The organism is Szabonella alba (genome assembly GCF_016765775.1).
GTDB lineage: Bacteria > Pseudomonadota > Alphaproteobacteria > Rhodobacterales > Rhodobacteraceae > Szabonella > Szabonella alba.
In genome coordinates, this window is sequence record NZ_JAESVN010000001.1 from 549,799 (window position 1) to 569,250 (window position 19,452).

The 19,452-nt window shown below is 66.0% G+C and carries 19 protein-coding genes; 9 read left to right on the forward strand and 10 right to left on the reverse strand.

Annotated features, from left to right (window positions below):
• Positions 1 to 33: 33 nt before the first annotated feature.
• Entirely contained in the window at positions 34 to 1,131 is a 1,098-nt protein-coding gene (locus tag JL811_RS02540; RefSeq protein WP_202686734.1) for a phosphatase PAP2 family protein, read from the forward strand.
• A gap of 149 nt (positions 1,132 to 1,280) precedes the next feature.
• Here the strand turns inward: JL811_RS02540 and JL811_RS02545 are convergent, their stop codons facing one another.
• From JL811_RS02545 to JL811_RS02555, 3 genes are all read right to left on the reverse strand, one after another.
• A complete protein-coding gene (locus tag JL811_RS02545) occupies positions 1,281 to 3,530 on the reverse strand; it encodes a S8/S53 family peptidase (RefSeq protein ID WP_202686735.1) in 2,250 nt (749 codons plus the stop codon).
• Positions 3,531 to 3,722: 192 nt separating this feature from the next.
• Entirely contained in the window at positions 3,723 to 3,944 is a 222-nt protein-coding gene (gene hemP, locus JL811_RS02550; RefSeq protein WP_202686736.1) for a hemin uptake protein HemP, read from the reverse strand.
• A complete protein-coding gene (locus tag JL811_RS02555; protein WP_202686737.1) occupies positions 3,941 to 4,087 on the reverse strand; it encodes a hypothetical protein in 147 nt (48 codons plus the stop codon). Before JL811_RS02555 ends, hemP begins: the two co-directional genes overlap by 4 nt.
• Positions 4,088 to 4,356: 269 nt before the next feature.
• On the opposite strand from JL811_RS02555, the gene JL811_RS02560 reads away from it, so the two are divergent.
• The gene (locus tag JL811_RS02560; protein ID WP_202686738.1) at positions 4,357 to 5,103 is read left to right on the forward strand and encodes a tellurite resistance TerB family protein; all 747 of its coding nucleotides are present in this window, start codon (positions 4,357 to 4,359) and stop codon (positions 5,101 to 5,103) included.
• A 381-nt stretch (positions 5,104 to 5,484) separates the two neighbouring features.
• Here JL811_RS02560 and bhcR read toward each other — a convergent pair whose 3' ends face one another.
• Complete coding sequence (bhcR, locus tag JL811_RS02565) at positions 5,485 to 6,330, reverse strand: HTH-type transcriptional regulator BhcR (protein ID WP_202686739.1); 846 nt, start codon at positions 6,328 to 6,330, stop codon at positions 5,485 to 5,487.
• Between the two features lie 195 nt (positions 6,331 to 6,525).
• Between bhcR and bhcA the strand changes: the two genes are divergently transcribed.
• The 4 genes from bhcA to bhcD all read left to right on the forward strand — a co-directional run bounded on the left by bhcA (position 6,526) and on the right by bhcD (position 11,021).
• Positions 6,526 to 7,716, forward strand: a complete 1,191-nt coding sequence (bhcA, locus tag JL811_RS02570) for an L-aspartate--glyoxylate aminotransferase BhcA (RefSeq protein WP_202686740.1) — start codon at positions 6,526 to 6,528, stop codon at positions 7,714 to 7,716.
• Between the two features lie 73 nt (positions 7,717 to 7,789).
• Positions 7,790 to 8,761: a beta-hydroxyaspartate dehydratase BhcB gene (bhcB, locus tag JL811_RS02575; protein ID WP_202686741.1), complete on the forward strand. Its 972-nt coding sequence runs from the start codon at positions 7,790 to 7,792 to the stop codon at positions 8,759 to 8,761.
• Positions 8,762 to 8,765: 4 nt separating this feature from the next.
• The gene (gene bhcC, locus JL811_RS02580) at positions 8,766 to 9,929 is read left to right on the forward strand and encodes a 3-hydroxy-D-aspartate aldolase BhcC (RefSeq protein ID WP_202687182.1); all 1,164 of its coding nucleotides are present in this window, start codon (positions 8,766 to 8,768) and stop codon (positions 9,927 to 9,929) included.
• A gap of 132 nt (positions 9,930 to 10,061) precedes the next feature.
• A complete protein-coding gene (gene bhcD, locus JL811_RS02585) occupies positions 10,062 to 11,021 on the forward strand; it encodes an iminosuccinate reductase BhcD (RefSeq protein ID WP_202686742.1) in 960 nt (319 codons plus the stop codon).
• Between the two features lie 33 nt (positions 11,022 to 11,054).
• Here the strand turns inward: bhcD and JL811_RS02590 are convergent, their stop codons facing one another.
• Complete coding sequence (locus JL811_RS02590; protein WP_202686743.1) at positions 11,055 to 11,534, reverse strand: VOC family protein; 480 nt, start codon at positions 11,532 to 11,534, stop codon at positions 11,055 to 11,057.
• Positions 11,535 to 11,771: 237 nt separating this feature from the next.
• On the opposite strand from JL811_RS02590, the gene JL811_RS02595 reads away from it, so the two are divergent.
• A complete protein-coding gene (locus JL811_RS02595; RefSeq protein WP_202686744.1) occupies positions 11,772 to 12,761 on the forward strand; it encodes a type I glyceraldehyde-3-phosphate dehydrogenase in 990 nt (329 codons plus the stop codon).
• A gap of 122 nt (positions 12,762 to 12,883) precedes the next feature.
• Here JL811_RS02595 and JL811_RS02600 read toward each other — a convergent pair whose 3' ends face one another.
• The 4 genes from JL811_RS02600 to puuE all read right to left on the reverse strand — a co-directional run bounded on the left by JL811_RS02600 (position 12,884) and on the right by puuE (position 17,176).
• Positions 12,884 to 14,242 carry a uracil-xanthine permease family protein gene (locus JL811_RS02600; RefSeq protein WP_202686745.1) on the reverse strand — a complete coding sequence of 453 codons (1,359 nt, stop codon included), beginning with the start codon at positions 14,240 to 14,242 and terminating at the stop codon, positions 12,884 to 12,886.
• 88 nt (positions 14,243 to 14,330) lie between these two features.
• Positions 14,331 to 14,807: an ureidoglycolate lyase gene (locus JL811_RS02605; protein WP_202686746.1), complete on the reverse strand. Its 477-nt coding sequence runs from the start codon at positions 14,805 to 14,807 to the stop codon at positions 14,331 to 14,333.
• Positions 14,808 to 14,921: 114 nt separating this feature from the next.
• Positions 14,922 to 15,764 carry a bifunctional allantoicase/(S)-ureidoglycine aminohydrolase gene (locus JL811_RS02610; RefSeq protein ID WP_202686747.1) on the reverse strand — a complete coding sequence of 281 codons (843 nt, stop codon included), beginning with the start codon at positions 15,762 to 15,764 and terminating at the stop codon, positions 14,922 to 14,924.
• Entirely contained in the window at positions 15,761 to 17,176 is a 1,416-nt protein-coding gene (gene puuE, locus JL811_RS02615; RefSeq protein WP_202686748.1) for an allantoinase PuuE, read from the reverse strand. The genes JL811_RS02610 and puuE overlap by 4 nt, the downstream gene beginning before the upstream one ends.
• Before the next feature lie 171 nt (positions 17,177 to 17,347).
• Here puuE and uraH point away from each other — a divergent pair, with 171 nt between their 5' ends.
• Positions 17,348 to 17,707, forward strand: coding sequence for a hydroxyisourate hydrolase (gene uraH / locus JL811_RS02620; RefSeq protein WP_202686749.1), 360 nt, complete (start codon positions 17,348 to 17,350; stop codon positions 17,705 to 17,707).
• A gap of 51 nt (positions 17,708 to 17,758) precedes the next feature.
• On the opposite strand, the gene JL811_RS02625 is transcribed toward uraH, so the two are convergent.
• Positions 17,759 to 18,259, reverse strand: a complete 501-nt coding sequence (locus tag JL811_RS02625; RefSeq protein ID WP_202686750.1) for an Lrp/AsnC family transcriptional regulator — start codon at positions 18,257 to 18,259, stop codon at positions 17,759 to 17,761.
• Between the two features lie 214 nt (positions 18,260 to 18,473).
• Between JL811_RS02625 and trxB the strand changes: the two genes are divergently transcribed.
• A complete protein-coding gene (trxB, locus tag JL811_RS02630) occupies positions 18,474 to 19,415 on the forward strand; it encodes a thioredoxin-disulfide reductase (protein WP_202687183.1) in 942 nt (313 codons plus the stop codon).
• The last annotated feature ends 37 nt before the right edge of the window (positions 19,416 to 19,452 follow it).

Consider the following 19,452-nt stretch of genomic DNA (forward strand, 5'->3'; position numbering starts at 1 on the left):
GACTGCCCCTGCGCGGCGCGAAAGAGGTTAAGAATGGCATATTCCGGCACCCAGGGAACTCAGGGCACGCAAGGGACGCAGGGCACCCAGGGGACGCAAGGGACCCAGGGGACGCAGGGCACCCAAGGAACACAAGGGACGCAGGGAACCCAAGGCGCGGGCGGCTCCTCGGGCCCCTATCTTTCGCTGGCGCTGGCCACGACGCGCGACGGGATCGCACGGCACTGGACCGGGGCGGGCGGACAGGTGCCGGACCGGCCCACCCCGGGCGGATGGGACGGGTTCCGGCGCATGCAGGACGGACCGCAGGCGGCGGTGCTGGATTACGAACTGGGCGCGCTTGCCGGGCTGGACCTGTCGCAACCGCAGGCGGGGGCGGTCACCAGCCCGGTCACCGGCGGCGCGGCGGTGGTCAATCTGACGCGGCCCGTCTTCGATCAGGCCTTTGTCGATGCGCAGATGGCCCTGATGCGCAGCTATGCCGATCTGCGCATCGACCGGATGGCGGAAATTCAGGTTCAGACCGGGGATTTCCTGTCCTTCTTCGGGGCGCAGGCCTATCTTGACCGGGTGGCGACGAAACGCACGCTGGATCTGATCGGGGCGCTTTTGCGGATGATGGGACGGCTGGAAATGCGGCTTAAGCTGCATTTCGATTTTCCCCGCCCGGTCACCGTCAGCGATGAAATGCAGCCGATGATCCAGACGCCCGGCCATGGCGCCTGGCCCAGCGGTCACGCGACCGAGGCCTTTGCGGTCGCGGTCCTGTTCTCGGCGCTGAAGGCCGGAAGCGGCATTGACGCGCTGGCCGAGGTTCAGGCCCGCAGTCAGCCGATGCGCCTTGCAGCCCGGATCGCGACCAACCGCACCATTGCCGGTGTGCATTACCCCAGCGACAGCATGGCCGGGGCCGTTCTGGGCATCGGCACGGCGGAACTGCTGACCAACTGGTTGTCGGGCGCAACTGCGACCCCGGCGCGCGCCTTCAATGGCACCGCTTTCCTTGAGGATTTCACGCTGGATACGCTGGAATCCGTGCTGCCCGCGACGGGCATGATCGCCTTTACCGCGCCGCCACCGCCGCTTCTGGCGGATCTGTGGCAGATCGCGCGGGATGAATGGGTGCGCTGACGACAGCTTCCCCAGAGCTGATGCGCATTCTGGAAAGGACCGCTGTATATGTCCCTCAGCGGTCCTTTTCTTTTTTCTTTCCGGTTCTGTGCGGGCCGGAAACCGGGGCAGGCACGCGGACCAAATGACCCGCGCCCCGCGATTCCCGGTCAGACCAGTGCGGGAACCGGGATGCCGGTCCCGGTCAGGATCCCCGCGCCTTGCCGGTCCTGCCAGTGTGGATCGGCCGCTTCGCCGTAAAGGGCCACCAGCGCTGCCGCCTCGGCAGCACCCGGCTGTTCGGGGAAGGTGCCATTGTCCAGTGCGGTCGCGATGACCCGGCTGACCCGCGCCGCCGCGACCGATGTGCCATTCGCAACCCGGCCCGAACCGGAAAATGTGCCAGCCGCGACCAGCCCCGTCAGGGCGGTGCCCCGGTCCCCCGGCGCGGAAAGCGTGGGCGCGGCCCGGGTGCGCGCCGATCCCGTGGCGGAATAGGGCGCGGGGGGCAGGTCTGTTAGGTCGACCGCCGCCGCAACCGCATGCACGCAATCCGAACGCGCGGTGACGAAACTGGAATGGCTGGCCCCGCGGGTTATCGGGCAATCGCTGCCCGGTGCCGTCCAGTCGGCGCTTTCGGGATCCCAGTCATGGGCGCGCGGATGGTCTAGATAGCTTTGCCTGCCATTCGTGCGGTATCCGTTCGGTGTATCGCCGCGCTGCACCTCCAGCCGCAGCGGCAGCGGACCGCCACGCAGGATGCCCAGGCCGATTGTCCAGCCGCCCGCCGGAGTGCGGATCAATCCGCGTTCCGCCTCGGTCGGGGCCATGGCCAGCACGGCATGGGCGGGCGTCACCACGCCGGGCGCGCTGGAGCGCGCGCCAAGATGATAGAACCGCCCGACCAGCCTGCCCGAGACGTCGCGGATCGCGCGGCTGCTATTGGCCGGGACGCCGCCCAGATCCACTGGCCGCGCGCCCGGTCCGGGCGCGGTCAGATGCAGCGCCAGCCGTGACAGATCAGCCGGATCATCCGGGCGGACCTCTAGATAGCTTGCCGCGAAATCATCGGGCTGCAGACGCCATGTGATCGCTTCGTCATGGCCGGGGGCCAGTGTCAGATGCGCGCCCTGATTGGCCAGCCGCGCATTGCCCCAGGCATAGACCACGCGCACCCGGCGGCCATGGCGGGCCTGCCAGTCGGCGGCCATCCGGGCGATCAGCGCCTCGATGGCCTTGCTGCCGTCCTTGGGACCCGCAAAGGTGGCAAAGGAAATATTGATGACGACGGGGCTGTCGCGATTGATGCGCAGCGCCTGTTGCAGGATCCAGCGGACCCCTGCGACGATGCAGGGTTCAAGCTGGGTTCCGGCGGTATTGTCCACCGCCTCGGGCGGCAGTTGCACCGCCAGAAGCGGCCAGTCCCCTGCGGGGTCATTGCGATCGGGATCGGCGCCTGCGGCCAGATCCAGCACATGGGTGCCATGGCTGAACCCCTGTTCGGTCGCGCGATGCGCCCCCGGTCCATAAAGCTGCAGGTTCAGCGCGCGATAGACCGCGCCTTCATCCAGGGCCGCCCCCCGCGCCAGCAGCGCGTCGATCTCGGGCCGGTGCAGAACCTCACCCGTCTGCCTGTAGGCCGCGCCGAAGGCTGGGGCGGGCACGGAGCGGAACGCCTGCAGCCAGATCGCGTGAAACCGCGTGCGATAGGCGGCGGCCCCGCCATCGCGGCTGTCGCGGCGGCAGAAGCGACGGTTGAGAAAGCCGATTCCGTCATCAATCACCGCGACGATCGGGGCGGCGGGGCGCTGGGCGCAGCCGCAGTCGGGTGGCGGGCACAGTGTCAGCGGTTCAGCGCCCCGGGTGATCGGGCGGCAGGGATGCAGCACCTCCAGCACGCCCGCGAACCGGCGCTGGAATTCGGCCAGACCGAAGTCGGACCAGTAGACCGTGAAGGGTTCATCTGCGGGGGATGTCGCGCGGTCGGTCGGTGTGGCTCTGGCCTGTTCTGCCGTCTCGCGCGCGATCTCTGCGGCATCCTCGGGGTCAAGGAACACCGCCCCCTCGGCCATGGCCCGGATCAGGGCCGCGCGCGCGTCGGGCCGGTCACCGCTCCAGTCACCGGGCCGGTCACCGGGTTGGCTGGGGCACAGCCGCACGAGTGCCGATTGCAACGGGCCGGGACCGGTTTGTGCGGGGCCTGTGGCGGTGCCGGCCCTGCGCTGTCCTGCGCTGCGCCCCCGGCCATCGGCGCGACGGGTGTTATCGCCCCGCCCGCCAGCATCCCGGCCGTCCTCTTCTTGCGCGTTATCGCCCGAAAGGTGGTCCTCCCGGTCGCGGGCCAGTTCGGCCGCCCAGTGAAGATAGGCGCTTTCTGCCGGGGCAAGCGGGTCCGGTCTGGCGGGATCATCAGGGGTCATGGTGCGCTCCGTCATCGGGTCCGGATGACGAAAAGGACTCCGCATCCGGACCTTACTATGAAAGCCCGGATGCGGTCCGGTCAAACCCGGCGAGAGGGAGGGCCGGATTTTGACGCAGCTTTCACGCGCCGCAGCCCTTGCCGCCTGCCCAAAAGGCCGGACGCCTGCGGCAAGAGCGGCGGAGCGCGGGGATCACTTGGTCAGGATCAGCTTTCCGGCGCGGGTGATGCGCAGGGCGTAGATCTGGCCGTCCAGTTCAATCCGCGCAAGGCTGCCGCCCCGGGTCAGTTGCCGGGCCTGATGCACCGGCAGGGACTCGGTCCCCGCTGCGGGCAGCGCAAGGCGCGGGCGCGCAGGCGTTGCGGGCAGCCCCCGGGCAAGGGTGATCTGGGCGGGATCGGGGCGCGCGTTCATGTCCGTCCCTCCAGCCGGTCAAACCAATGGGCGATCAGCCCGCCCGAGGGCAGATGGCCGTCAAGCGAAAGGCGCAGCATTTCAGTCAGGTCAGGGGCTGGAACGCGTGCCGGCGCAGGGGGGGAAGTCAGGACTTTCTCCATGAGGGTCTCCGCTGGAAAATGGGTTCCGGGCTGACCATCGGGCTGGCTTGGATTGACCCAACCATGGCGCGAATCGCATCGCTTGTAAATCCTGATTATTTTACTCTGAAAAATTTTTTGCCACTTCGGCCCGGGTTCGGCCTTGCCGCCCTCGCCCGACTTTCGTTGCCGTGCCTCCATTGCCCTGCCTCCATTGATCGCCGGGTCCATGCTGCCCATATCGCGGGCTGTTGGCGCGCAAGCCGCGCAGATCATTGCAGGAGACTGGTATGAAAGACGCGAAATCACTTCTGGACGGGCTGCTGGGGCAACTTGGCGGGGTCGGAGGGGCGGCTTCGGGTGGCGGCGGCGTCGGCGGTGCGCTGGACCGGGCAGGCGGGCTTGCGGGCCGGGCCAAGGGCGCCTGGGACGGTCAGTCGGGTCTGGCCAAAGGGGCGATTGCGGGCGGTCTTCTGGGGGTTCTGCTGGGAGGGAAATCCACCCGGCGCATGGCGGGCTCCGCGCTGAAGGTCGGGGGGGCGGCGCTGATCGGCGGTCTGGCCTACAAGGCGTGGCAGGACTGGCAGGCAGGCAAATCGGCCAGCGCGCAGCCGCAGACCGGCCCGGTTGAACTGCCTGCCCCCGAGGGCACAGTGTTCCTGCCGTCGGATGCCGGCGCGGCGGATGAACTGGCCACGCGGCTGCTGCGGGCGATGGTGGCGGCGGCCAAGGCCGATGGTCATGTCACCCCGGCTGAGCGTCGCCGCATCGAGACGCAGTTGCAGACGCTGGGGCTGGGGACCGAGGCGCAGGCGCTGATCGGTGCCGAACTGGACGCGCCGCTGGATGTGGGCACGATTGCCGCGCTTGCGCGGGGACCCGAGGAAGCCGCCGAAATCTATGCCGCGTCGTTGTTGGTGGTCGACCCCGATGCCCCGGCCGAAAAGGGCTATCTGGCGATGCTGGCAGCACGCCTGCAGCTTGAACCGGGATTGGTCGAGCATCTTCACGCCAAGGCCGCCGCGCTGGAGGCTTAAGGGGTTGATGAACAAGCCGCTTCACGTCTTGGCAAGAGAGAAATCTTTCCGCATTGCTTTGCCGCTGTGATTGTTTCGGGCAGATCAGGAAAAGCACCGCTTTTCCCTGCCCGCAGCCCAACACCTGCCCCTTAACCACCAGCCACACAAGAGACCAGAGGACAGCGCCTGCCCGGGCGGGGGCGAAGCACCCGCCATGGGGCGGGCGGGCGGGTGCTGTCCGGCGGCTTTTGGGGCCACCGGACGGCAAAGCTGAACCGTTCCGCGTGACCGGGGCGATGGCCCCGGCCAACGCAAGTTCTGCTGTTCTGAACATGAAATGAAGGGGCGAATGACCTTTTCAAAAGCCCGTTCCGCCTCCCGCCGCTGCCGCAGGCCCTGTCAGGGCCGCTGGCCGCCCGTCGCCTCGGTGACGCGGTCGGCGGCCTCGACCACCAGCGCGCCGATGCGTCCGGCATCCTCCAGCCCGATGCGGAAGGCGGGGCCTGACACCGAAAGCCCCGCCACAGCCTCGGCATGAGCGTTGAAGATCGGGGCCGCGATGCAGCGCATCCCCTCGGCCCGTTCCTGATCGTCGATGGCATAGCCGCGGTCGCGGGTTCGGGCCAGATCCAGCATCAGCGCGCCCTGATCGGTGATCGACAGCGGCGTGAACCGTGCCAGCCCCTTGCGGGCCAGAATACCCGCCACCCGGTCCGGTGGCAGGAAGGCCAGCAGGGCCTTGCCAATGCCCGAAACATGCATCGGCCCCTTGGTGCCGGGCGGAAAGAAGGCGCGGATCGCCTCATGCGTTTCGACCTGACTGAGAAACAGCACCTCATCGCCGCTTTCCATACCCAGATTTGAAGTTTCCCCGGTCGCGCGCATCAGCGCATCCATCGGCTGGCGCGCGCGTTCCACCACCTTGGTGCGGCGCAGGAAGGCCGAGCCGACGCGGAAGGCGCCGCTGCCGATATGCCAGATCTGGCCCGGTTCTTCCAGTTCCACCATCCCGTGCCCCTGCAGGGTGATCAGCGCGCGGTAAACCGTCGCGACCGGCTGGCCCGCGCGTTCGGCCAGATCCGACAGGGTCAGCCCGGGATGCACGGCCAGCACCGACAGCAGCGCCACGCCCCGGTCCAGTGCCTGCACGCGGTTCTGGTCAGTCTTGTCATGAAAGGCCCGCGGTCGGCCACGCGGGCGGGGGGATGGTGCTGGCGCGATGTCCTCGGTCGGGGGGGGCGTCATGGTGGGAAATCCTTGCGGGATGTCTGAAAATAATGCGGCGGGCCGAACATCGCCCGTCGCGATGAAAAAAGCCTTTACCCCTGTTATTGCACGGAATTCCGATTTTTAAAACAGAATGAAAAACAATTTCGAAAAAATTGCACCGCAGCGGCCCGGACCCTAATCTGCCCTCAGACAGCAGCGAAAGGATTGCCCATGTTCTCGCCCAATCCGGTCTTCATTCCCGGCCCGACCAATATTCCCGAGGCGATCCGCAAAGCCTGCGACGTGCCAACGCTGGATCACCGGTCCGCCGCGTTCGGGCGGCTTTACCGTCCGGCGGTGGCGGGCGTGCGCCGCGTGCTGCGCATGGATGAGGGAGAGGTTTTCCTGTTCCCGTCAACCGGCACCGGGGGCTGGGAGGCGGCGGTGACCAATACGCTTTGCCCCGGCGATACGGTTCTGGCGGCGCGGTTCGGCATGTTCTCACAGCGCTGGATTGATCTGTGCCAGCGTCACGGCCTCAACGTGCAGGTGATTGAGGCGCCCTGGGGGGAAGGAGCGCCCATCGGCGCCATCGAAGGGGCCCTGCGCGCCGATATCGGCGGGACGATCCGCGCCGTGCTGGCAACGCATAACGAGACGGCGACCGGGGTCCGGTCGGATATCGCGGGCCTGCGCGCTGCGATGGACCGGGCCGGGCATGGCGCGATGCTGTTCGTGGACGGCGTGTCCTCGATTGCCTCGATGCCCTTTGACATGGCGGGCTGGGGCGTCGATATCGCCGTGGCGGGCAGTCAGAAAGGCTTCATGCTGCCACCGGGTCTGGCCATTCTGGGCGTCAGCCCCAAGGCGCTGGCAGCGATGGATAGCGCAACCCTGCCGCGCGCCTTTTTCGATTTCCGCGATATGGCGCGGGCCTGTGCGGCGGGGGGCTATCCCTATACCCCTGCTGTCGGGCTGATCGCCGGGCTGTCACGGTCAATCGAGATGCTGGAGGATGAAGGTCTGGACGCGGTCTATGCCCGCCATTACCGTCTGGCCGAGGGCGTGCGCCGTGCGGTCACGGCCTGGGGTCTGCGACCCTGTGCGGCCACGGCGGATCTGCAATCGGACACCGTGACGGCGGTGGTCGTGCCCGAGGGCGCCAATGGCTCCGATCTTGTGAAGCTTGCCGCCGACAAATACGGGGTCGCCTTCGGTGTCGGGCTGGGTGAGGTGGCGGGCCGGGTGTTCCGCATCGGCCATCTGGGCATGCTGACCGATGTGATGGTGCTGTCGGGACTTGCCACGGCCGAGATGTGCATGGCCGATCTGGGCTGGACCATCCGGCTGGGGTCAGGCGTTGCGGCGGCGCAGGATTACTATCGCGGCTCGACCGGGATCGTACAGCAGGCAGCGGCCTGAGCGGGATTACGGGAGGGCCGGGGGCCAGCCCCCGGACCCCCGAGGTATTTGGGCCAAGATGAAAGGGCCAGTGATGAAGGATGTGGCAGGAATGGAAATCCCGGGTTTTGATGATGTTCTGGCGGCGGAGGCGCGGATCCGCCCCTATATCCACCGTACGCCGGTGCTGACCTCAAGCCATCTGAATGCGCTGACCGGGGCGGAACTGTTCTTCAAATGTGAGAACTTCCAGAAGGCCGGGGCGTTCAAGGTGCGGGGTGCCTGCAATGCGGTTTTCGGGCTGGATGAGGCGCAGGCGGCGCGCGGGGTTGCGACCCATTCCAGCGGCAACCATGCGCTGAGCCTTGCCTATGCCGCCGGACGGCGGGGGATTCCCTGCCATGTCGTGATGCCCCACACAGCACCCGAGGCCAAGAAAGAGGCGGTGCGCGGCTATGGCGGCGTCATTACGGAATGCGAGCCCTCGACCTCCTCGCGCGAGGCGGTCTTTGCCGGGGTGGCGACGCGGACCGGGGCGGAATTCGTGCATCCCTATAACGATCCGCGCGTGATTGCCGGGCAGGCCACCTGTTCGCGCGAATTGCTGGAACAGGTCGAGGGGTTGGATACCGTGATCGCGCCGATTGGCGGCGGCGGCATGGTCTCGGGCACCTGTCTGACGGTCAGTTCCATCGCGCCGGGGGTGGATGTCTTTGCCGCCGAACCGAAAGCTGCCGATGATGCCTTCCGCAGCTTGCGCGCCGGTCATATCATCGCCGATGATGCGCCGGAAACGGTGGCGGACGGGCTGAAAGTGCCGTTGAAGGATCTGACATGGCATTTCGTGTCACGCCATGTGACCGATATCCTGACGGCCGAGGAAGATCAGATCATCGCCGCGATGAAACTGGTCTGGAAACGCATGAAGATCGTGATGGAACCCAGTTCCGCCGTGCCGCTGGCCGTGATCCTTGCCAATCCCGGGCTGTTCCGGGGGCGGCGGATCGGGGTCGTGGTGACGGGTGGCAATGTGGATCTTGACCGGCTTCCCTGGATGAAAGGATAGGATGATGAACAGACATGTGAATTTCGAAGGACTGGAGGTCGGTTACGACATTCCCGCCCTGCCGGGGATGACTGAGGCCGAGATCCAGACCCCCTGTCTGATCCTCGATCTGGACGCGCTGGAGCGCAATATCGTCAAGATGGGCGATTACGCGCGGGCGCATGGCATGCGGCACCGGGTCCACGGGAAGATGCACAAATCGGTGGATGTGGCGCTGCTGCAGGACCGTCTGGGCGGCTCTTGCGGGGTCTGCTGCCAGAAGGTCAGCGAGGCTGAGGCATTCGCGCGGGGCGGGATCCGCGATATTCTTGTCAGCAATCAGGTGCGCGATCCGGCCAAGATCGACCGGCTGGCGCGGCTGCCAAAACTGGGCGCGCGCACCATTGTCTGCATCGACGAGATCGCCAATGTCGCCGATCTGTCGGACGCGGCGATGCGCCATGGCACCGAAATCGAATGTCTGGTTGAAATCGACTGCGGCGCGGGGCGCTGCGGGGTGCGGTCCACGGCGGATGTGCTGGCGATTGCCCGCGCGGTTGCGGCGGCGCCGGGGCTGAAATTCAGCGGTATCCAGGCCTATCAGGGCGCGATGCAGCACCTCGACAGCTATGAGGACCGCCGCGCGAAGATCGACATTGCCGTGGCCATGGTGCGCGACGCGGTCGAGGCGCTGGCGGCCGAGGGTGTCGCCTGTGACATCGTTGGCGGCGGCGGCACCGGCAGCTATTATTTCGAAAGCGCCTCTGGCGTCTATAATGAACTGCAATGCGGCTCCTACGCCTTCATGGATGCCGATTACGGGCGCATCCTTGACCATGACGGCCAGCGCATCGACGCGGGCGAATGGGAAAACGCGCTGTTCATCCTGACCTCGGTGATGAGCCATGCAAAGGCGGACAAGGCGATTGTCGATGCCGGGCTGAAGGCGCAGTCGGTCGATAGCGGATTGCCGGTGATCTTCGGGCGCGACGATGTGAAATATGTCAAATGCTCGGATGAACATGGGGTGGTCGAGGACCCGCAGGGTGTGTTGAAAGTCAATGACCGGCTGCGCCTTGTGCCGGGCCATTGCGACCCGACCTGCAATGTCCATGACTGGTATGTGGGGGTCCGCGATGGAAAGGTTGAACTGCTCTGGCCGGTTTCGGCACGCGGCAAGGCGTTCTGACCCTCTTCTCTTTCCAAATATCCCACGGGGGCGCGGGGGTGTGAACCCCCCGCTCTTTACTGCGGGCACGGGGGTGAGTCCCCCCGCTTTTGCCCCTTAAGTTTTGTCCCGCCGGTCAAAGGACCCTTGCCCATGCTGATCCTGCCCGAAGCCCTGATTGCCGATCTTGTGACCCCCGATGCCGCGATGGAGGCGGTGGCCGATTGCTTTCGGGCCATGTCGGACGGCAAGGCGCGGAATTTTCCGGTGGTGCGTGAGGCGCTGGGTGAGGGGCGGCAATACGGGTTCAAATCCGGGCTGGACCTTGCCGGGGCGCAGATGGGCGTCAAGGCTGGGGGGTATTTTCCGGGCAATGCTGCGAAAGGGATCATCAATCATCAATCCTCGGTCTTTCTGTTCGATCCTGAAACCGGGCGGCCCGTGGCGATGGTGGGGGGCAATCTGCTGACCGCCTTGCGCACGGCGGCGGCCAGTGCGCTGTCCATCGACCGGCTGGCGCGGGACGATGCGCGGGTGCTGGGCATTGTCGGGGCCGGGCATCAGGCCGCATTCCAGTTGCGGGCGGCGGCGCGGGTCCGGCGCTTTGAGCGCGTGATCGGCTGGAACTACCATCCCGAAATGCTGCCGCAACTGGCAGCAGTCGCCGCCGAACTTGGCCTGCCTTTCGAGGCGGTGGACCTGCCCGGGATGCGGCAGGCGGATGTGATTGTCACGATCACCTCATCCCCGGCCGCAAGCCTGATGGCCGATCATGTCGCGCCCGGCACGCATCTGGCCTGCATGGGCACCGATACCAAGGGCAAGCAGGAGGTGGAAACGGCTCTGCTGGCGCAGACGCGGCTTTTCACCGATGAGGTGGCACAATCCGTGACCATTGGCGAGGCGCAGCATGCCGTGGCGGCGGGGCTGGTCAGCGCGGGGGCGATCACGCCGTTGGGCGATGTGCTGACCGGGCGGCATCCGGGACGCAAGTCGGCCAAGGAGATCACGCTGTTCGACGGAACCGGCGTCGGGCTGCAGGATATCGCGGTGGCCGCGCGGGCGGTTGCAGCAGCGCAGGCGCGGGGGTTGGGCATCGAGGTTGCGGTCTGACGCGGGCCGGGGGCGGGAAAGGCGCGCGGTCCCTCAGCCCCGGATTGCGGCCTCGATCCGGGCGATGTCGATGCGGCCCATCTCCATCATCGCGGCAAAGGCGCGCGCGGCCTCATCCCCGCCGCGTGCCATCGCTTCGGTCAGCACGCGCGGGGTGATCTGCCAGTTGATCCCCCAGCGGTCCTTACACCAGCCGCAGGCGCTTTCCTTGCCACCATTGCCGATGATCGCGTTCCAGTAGCGGTCGGTTTCCTCTTGCGTCTCGGTGGCAACCTGAAGCGAGAAGGCTTCGCTATGCGGAAAGGCCGGACCGCCATTCAGCCCGATGCAGCGAAAGCCCGCGACGGTGAAATCGACGGTCAGCACATCGCCCTTCTTGCCCGAAGGATAATCCCCCGGTGCGTGGTGAACGGCATGAACGGCGCTGTCGGGAAAGACGCTGGCATAGAAACGCGCGGCCTCTTCGGCGCCACTGTCATACCAGATGCAGATGCGGTTTGCGCTGCGGTCCATCGGGGCCTTCCTCCGGGTATAGGCGTCTGCAGTCAGAGTGACATGCGCGGGACAAGGGCGCAACGGAAGCGGTGGCGAGGGGCGGGGCTTGCGCGGCCTTTTGCCAGAGTCACTGCGCAGGACCCGGCGGGATCGGGGCGGGATTGGGGCTGGCGGCGGGCGTGGGTGTCGCGCAGTCTGGCTGCCGGGCGACTCGGGGGCTACCGGGTTGCGGTGCAAGGCAGGACGGAGAAGATCATGGCAGACCGGATCAGGGTGGCACTCAACGGCTTTGGCCGGATCGGGCGCACGGTGCTGCGCGCGGCACTGCGCGGCAGCTGGCCGGGGATTGAGATTACCGCCATCAATGACATCGCCAGCGCCGAGGACTGCGCCTATCTTTTTGAATATGACAGCGTTTTCGGGCGCTGGCCGGGGCAGGTGATGCTGGAGCCGGGGGCGCTGGTGATCGACGGGCACCGCCTTCGCCTGACCCATCAGGCGGATCTGTCGCAGCTTGACCTGTCGGATGTGGATCTGGTGATGGAATGCACCGGACGCGCCGACAGTGCCGAGATCGCGCGGCGCGGTCTGCGGGCAGGGGCGGGAAGGGTGCTGATTTCGGGGCCCTCGGCGGCGGCGGATTACACCGTGGTTCTGGGCGCGAACGAGGCCGGGCTGACGCGCGAAATGGCGGTGATTTCCAACGCCTCCTGCACCACCAATGCACTGGCGCCTCTGGCGCGGGTGCTGGATCGTGCTTTCGGGCTGCAGACCGGCTGGATGACCACGATCCATTGCTATACCGGCAGTCAGCCCACGGTGGATGCGCCGCGCGGCGATCCCGCGCGCAGCCGGGCGGCGGCGCTGTCCATGGTGCCGACGACCACCAGCGCCAGCCGTCTGCTGGATCATGTGTTGCCGGAACTGGCGGGGCGGCTGTCGGGGGCTGCGGTGCGGGTGCCGGTGGCCAGCGTCTCGGCGGTGGACCTGACCTTTCTGCCCGGGCGCGGCGTGACGGTGGCCGAGGTGAATGCGGCCCTGGTCGCGGCGGGCGGCGTGATCGGGGTGACGGATCGTCCGCTGGTCAGTTCCGACCTGCGCGCGCGGGATGAAAGCGTGGTCATGGCGCTGCGCGAGACGGCGGTGACGGGGGGCGGGCTGGTCCGTGTTTTCGGCTGGTATGACAATGAATGGGGATTTTCCTGCCGGATGCTGGATATGGCAGAGCGGATCGCGCGTCTGTAAGAAAAGGGCAATCCCCCGGCGATGCGCCGGGGCCGGGCCGGGCAAGCGGGGGTTTTGCACCCCCGCACCCCCGCAGGATACTTATCGACGAAAAAACCGCGCGGGGGGTGCCCCTTTCGCCGTCAGTCCCCCAGATCCTCGGGCAGGGCGAGGTTCAGGGCGATGGCGATGCCCGCGGCGGGCAGCAGGCCCGAGGTCAGCAGGATCTGTGCCGTGTCGCCCATATGCTGCAGCGCCGAGGGTTCCAGTTGCAGCCCGAGGCTGACCGAAAGGGCGGTTGCGAAGATCACCATGTTGCGGCGGTTCCATTTCACATCCGACAGCATGTTGACGCCCGAGGCGCAGACCATGCCGAACATCACGATCACGCCGCCGCCCAGAACATTGATCGGCACGGTATTGATGATCGCGCCGACCTTGGGGATCAGCCCGCAAAGGATCAGGAAGACCGCGCCGATGGTGACGACATGGCGGCTCATCAGTCCGGTCATGGCGACAAGGCCGACATTCTGCGAGAAGGAGGTGTTGGGTAGGCCGCCGAACATACCGGCAATCCCCGAGCCGACACCATCGGCAAAGGTCGCACCTGTGATCTCACTGTCGGTCGCCTCCCGCCCCGCACCGCCCTTGGTGATGCCCGAGACATCGCCCACGGTTTCGATTGCGGAAATGATCGCCATGAAACACATGCCGATGATGATGGCGGCGTTGAACTCGATCCCCCAGCGGAAGGGGTTGGGCAGCGCAAACCCGGCGGCGCGGCCGACATTGGCAAAGCTGACCTGACCCATGGCAAGGGCCACGAGATAGCCCGCGATGATGCCGATCAGGACGGCAGCCACGGCCATGAACCCCCGGGTGAAGAACTTGATCGCAAGCGTGACACAGACCACGACCAGCGCAGGCAGCCACATCGCAAGCGAGCCGAATTCGGGCGTGCCCATGCGCGGCACGCCGCCTGCGGCATATTGGATGCCGACCTTGACCAGCGCCAGACCGATCATCAGCACGATCAGGCCCGTCACCAGCGGCGGCAGCGCATAGCGGATCCGGCCCACGAAAAAGCCAAGGCAAAAATGGAAGATGCCACCGATCACCACTCCGGTCATCAACCCGCCAAGCCCCGCCGTGCCAAGCCCCGCGACGGCCGGGATCATCACAGGCACGAAGGCAAAGGAGGTGCCCTGCACGATGGGCAGCCGCGCGCCGACCGGGCCGACGCCGATGGTCTGGAATAGCGTCGCGATGCCTGCGAACAGCATGGACATCTGGATCATGTAATTCATGTCGGGAAAGCCGAGGGCGGCCTGATCAGATCCGAAACCGATGCCTGCCGCGCCGCAGACGATGATCGCGGGGGTGACGTTCGAGACGAACATCGCCAGCACATGCTGGATGCCAAGCGGCACCGCCGAGGCGAGCGGTGGCATGAAATCGGGATCACGCAATTGCGCGGGCGTGCCGAGGGTGCTGTCGGCCATGGGAGTTTCCTTCGCTGTTGGGGCGCGGCCTCTCTGGCGGGGGCTTCGCGCGGGATCTCGACCTGAGAAAATCAGGCGGCAAGCAGGATCAGGGCTGGCGCACCTCATACGGGGTGGCGAAGCGGTGTTCCTCAAGGTTCGGGGTCGGGCCGATCCGATCGACCACGGCGAAAAGTCCGGGCGCATGCAGCGGGGTCAGCACCCCATGCCATGTGCCGCGCGCCAGATTGATGCCCTGCGCGCCATTGGTGATGAAGGCGAGCGGCGTGGCGCCGGGATGGTCGGCGACGATGACGAGAAAGGGATATTGCGTCATCGGCAGGAAGGCCTGCGAGCCTTCGGGATGACGTTCGATCAGGTCGAACGTATAGGGCAGGGCGCGGGGTTCGGCAGAAAAGATCGAAATCCCCGCGCGGGCATCGCCGAAATCGAGACGGGCAAGATCATTGTGCCGTTGGCAGAGCCCGGCATTGATAAGCCGGTAATCGCTGCCGGTCTCGATCACGTCACCATAAGGGGCGAAGGCCTGGGGCGTCAGGGGGCGGGAATGCAGGATGCGGGTCATTGGATCTGGCTCCGTCGCGCTGGTGTCTGTGTCGGGCGGGGGGCTGCCTGCCCCCCCGCGCCCCCCCGTGGGTATTTTTCCAAAGGAAAGGGGGACGCGGGGGAAAGGGACGGTTCAGCGCGGGGGGCCGAAGGCGCCGGGGCCGCGCAGCTTGGCATGGCGGTTCACATCCTTGTAAAGCAGATAGCGGAACGGGCCGGGGCCTGCGGCATAGCAGGCCTGCGGGCAGAAGGCGCGCAGCCACATGAAATCGCCCGCCTCGACCTCGACCCAGTCGCGGTTGAGCTTGTAGACCGCCTTGCCCTCAAGCACATAAAGCCCGTGTTCCATGACATGGGTTTCCTCGAACGGGATAAGGCCGCCGGGCTGAAAGGTGACGATGGTCACATGGGCATCATGGCGCAGATCTGCGGGATCGACGAAACGGGTCGTGGCCCAGCGGCCTTGGGTATCGGGCATCGGCGTCGGGGGAATGTCGGCTTCCGCGATGATCAGCGGATCGGGCGCGGCAAGCCCGGGCGCGGGTTCATAAAGCTTGCGCAGCCAGTGGAACCGGGCGGGGGCGGAGCCCTCGGCATGCAGCGTCCAGCGGCATCCGGGCGGGATATAGGCGAAACTGCCCGTCTCAAGCTCCTGCCCCTCGCCGTCGATGGTCAGCGTTGCCAGACCGGTGGTGAAGAACAGCCAGTGTTCCGCCCCGGTTTCAGGATCGGGGGCGTCGGAACCACCGCCGGGCGAAACCTCCATCACATACTGGCTGAAGGTCTCGGCAAAGCCGGTCATCGGGCGGGCGATGACCCAGAGCCGGGTTTTCGTCCAGCCCGGCAGGAAGCTGGTCACGATATCGGAAAACACCCCGCGCGGCAGGAAGGCATAGGCCTCGGTAAAGACCGCGCGGCCGGTCATCAGTTGCGTCTGCGGCGGCAGTCCGCCGGGAGGGGAGAAATAGGGGCTCATGGCAGCATGTCCTGAAGGCGAAGCCGTGCGATGCGTTCGACCTGCGCGCAGGCCGTGGCGAATTCGGTCGTCGTGTCATTGTCGATACGGGCGCGGAAGGCGGCAAGGATCGTGGCCTTCGTGTTGTCGCGCACCGCGATGATGAAGGGGAAGCCGTGTTTCGCGACATAGGCCGCGTTGAGATCTTCGAACTGGGCGCGTTCGGCATCGGTCAGCGCGTCCAGCGCGGCGCTGGCCTGTTCGGCGGTGGATTCCGCCGTCAGGCGGCGCGCAAGGGCCAGTTTTCCCGCAAGGTCCGGATGGGCCCTGAGAACGCCGAGTCGTTCTTCGGGTGTGGCCGTGCGGAAGATGCGGGCCAGCGCATTGGCAAGCCCCGCAGCGCCGTCATGGGCGGGGCCCAGTTCCAGCCCCCAGGCGCGTTCCGCGATCCAGGGGGAATGTTCATAAATCCCACCGAAACGGGCAATGAAGGCGTCGCGGTCCATGCGGCTGGGGCGCTCATGGCGCCGATATGGATGGAGCGCCGCCCAATGTTCCGCGATCTCGCCGCGCGTGGCGAACCAGACGCCGGGATGCGATTGCGCGTGATCCAGAAAACGCATCAGCCCCGCAATCTTGCCGGGCCGTCCGATCAGGCGGCAATGCAGGCCGATCGAGAACATCTTCGGCGCTCCGGCCTCTCCCTCTGCGTAAAGCACGTCGAAACTGTCTTTCAGATACTGAAAGAACTGTTCGCCCTCGATATAGCCGGGGGCGGTGGCAAAGCGCATGTCATTGGCTTCCAGCGTATAGGGCAGGATCAACTGGTCGCGGTCGCCAAATTCCATCCAATGCGGCAGGTCGTCGTCATAGGTATCGGCGATCCAGTCAAAGCCACCTTCCTCGGCCACCAGCCGCAGCGTGTTGATCGAAGACCGTCCCGTATACCAGCCGCGCGGGCGCGTGCCCGTGACCTCGGCATGCAGGCGGATCGCCTCGGCAATCGCCGCGCGCTCCACCTCGGCGGGCATGTCGCGGTGATCGACCCATTTCAGCCCGTGGCTTGCGATTTCCCAGCCTGCCCTCTGCATCGCCTCGACCTGAAGGGGCGACCGGGCAAGGGCAGTGGCGACCCCGTAGATCGTGACCGGCAGGTTGCGCGTGGTGAACAGACGATGCAGCCGCCAGAACCCGGCCCGCGCGCCGTAATCATAGATCGATTCCATATTGGCATGGCGCATTCCCGGCCAGGGCTGGGCGCCTGCGATATCGGACAGGAAGGCCTCACTGCCCGCATCGCCATGCAGGATGTTGTTTTCGCCGCCCTCTTCGTAGTTCAGGACCAGCGATATGGCGATTTTCGCGCCGCCGGGCCATGCGGCATCGGGCGGGGTTTCACCATATCCGGTAAAGTCGCGGGGATAGCGGTTCATCGGCAAGCTCCGGCGGTTCGGGGGGCGGTTCGGGGTGATTATCAGCCTAGGCCATAGGATCGGGGATGTTTTTCAAATAATCCAAGAAAGACCTGTCGGAAATCTTCGGGGGGCGATTCCTGCATGGTTCTGCGACAGTTCCGGGCGATGCGATGTGAATGGAGGCGAGAGATGAGCGGCGGACGACTGACAACCCATGTTCTGGATACGGCCCGGGGCAAACCTGCGGCCGGGGTTCGGATCACGCTTTACCGGATCAGCGGGGACATGCGCCACAAGATCGGCGAAACGGTGACCAATGCCGATGGCCGCAGCGATGCGCCGATGCTGGCCGGTGCCGATCTGACTGAAGGCAGCTATGAACTGGTCTTTGCGGCCGGTGATTATTTGCGCGCGACCGGTCAGGCGGCCAAGGGGGTGCTGTTTCTGGATGAAATCCCGATCCGGTTCGGCATTTCCGATGCGGGCGCGCATTATCATGTGCCGCTGCTGATCTCGCCTTTCGCCTATTCCACCTATCGCGGCAGCTGAAGGCCCGTGCCATGCCGGGCGGGCTTGCGCGGCTGTGGGGGGAGGCCGCGTTCAGGCCGAACGGCTGATGCGGTCTTCCAGCACGTCGAAGGGCACGCCGGGATCGTCCTTTGCGCAGCGGATCACAAGGCTGGTCTTCACGCTGGCCACATTCTCGGCTTTCAGCAATTCGCCGGTCAGAAAGCCCTGAAAGCTGGACAGATCGGGCGCGACGCATTTCAGGATGAAGTCGATCTCGCCGTTCAGCATGTGGCATTCGCGGACCAGTGACCAGGCCCGGCAGCGCGCCTCGAATGTGGAAAGATCTGATTCGGCCTGACTCTGCAACCGGACCATGGCAAAGACCTGCACCTCGAACCCCATTTCGCGGGCGTCGATATCGGCGTGGTAGCCGCGGATATAACCTGCCTCCTCCAATGTGCGGACGCGGCGCAGGCAGGGAGGGGCGGAAATGCCGACCCGCTTGGCCAGTTCGACATTGGTCATGCGCCCGTCGGCCTGCAATTCGGCCAGGATCTGGCGGTCGATTGGGTCCAGCTTCGATCCGGCCATGGTCGGGGGTCCTTGTTGTTGCTATGGGGGTCGTGGGGTCGCGCAGGGCGGTTTCGTGCCGGACCTTATGTTTTCTGCCCGGTTTGCGCAATATTGTTTCAACCTGTCCCCTGCGGCCTGCCGCCCCCTTCCGGCCCGGGGCGGCTTTGCCTATATCGGGCGGGAAACGGGACAGGCGCGGACCGCAAGGCCGGGCGAAGGCATGAGGGATATCATGGGCGAGACACGGCACACTTCGGTTCTGATCATCGGTTCGGGGCCGGCGGGCTATACCGCTGCGGTTTATTCGGCGCGTGCGATGCTCAATCCGGTTCTGGTGCAGGGGCTGCAGCCCGGCGGGCAGCTGACCATCACCACCGAGGTGGAAAACTGGCCCGGCGACAGCCATGTGCAGGGGCCTGACCTGATGGTGCGGATGGAAGACCATGCCAAGGCCATGGGCGCCGAGATTGTCGCCGATTACATCACCACACTGGATCTATCCACCCGTCCCTTCACCGCAAGCGCCGACAGTGGCACGACCTATACCGCCGATGCGGTGATCCTTGCCACGGGCGCGCAGGCAAAATGGCTGGGCCTGCCCTCGGAAGAGAAGTTCAAGGGTTTCGGCGTGTCGGCCTGCGCCACCTGTGACGGGTTCTTCTATCGCGGCAAGGAGGTCGTGGTGATCGGCGGTGGCAATACCGCCGTGGAAGAGGCGCTGTTCCTGACCAATTTCGCAACCAAGGTGACGCTGATCCATCGCCGCGACAGCCTGCGCGCCGAAAAGATCATGCAGGAGCGTCTGTTCAAGAACCCCAAGATCGAACTGCTGTGGAACCATGAGGTGACGGAAGTGCTGGGCGATGACACTCCGCCGGGCGTGACGGCGGTGCGCGCGCGCAATGTGCAGACGGGCGAAGTGACGGATGTGCCCTGTGCGGGCTTTTTCGTCGCGATCGGTCATGCGCCCGCCTCGGAACTGGTCAAGGATCAACTGGAATTGCACAATGGCGGCTATGTGGTGGTCGAACCCGGTTCGACACGCACCTCGATCCCGGGGGTCTTTGCAGCGGGCGATCTGACCGACCATATCTACCGGCAGGCAGTGACCAGCGCGGGAATGGGCTGCATGGCGGCGCTGGATGCCGAGAAATTCCTGTCCGGTCACGACTGAAGCCGGTTTTTGTTGACGTGGCGGCGGGGCTTGGGTC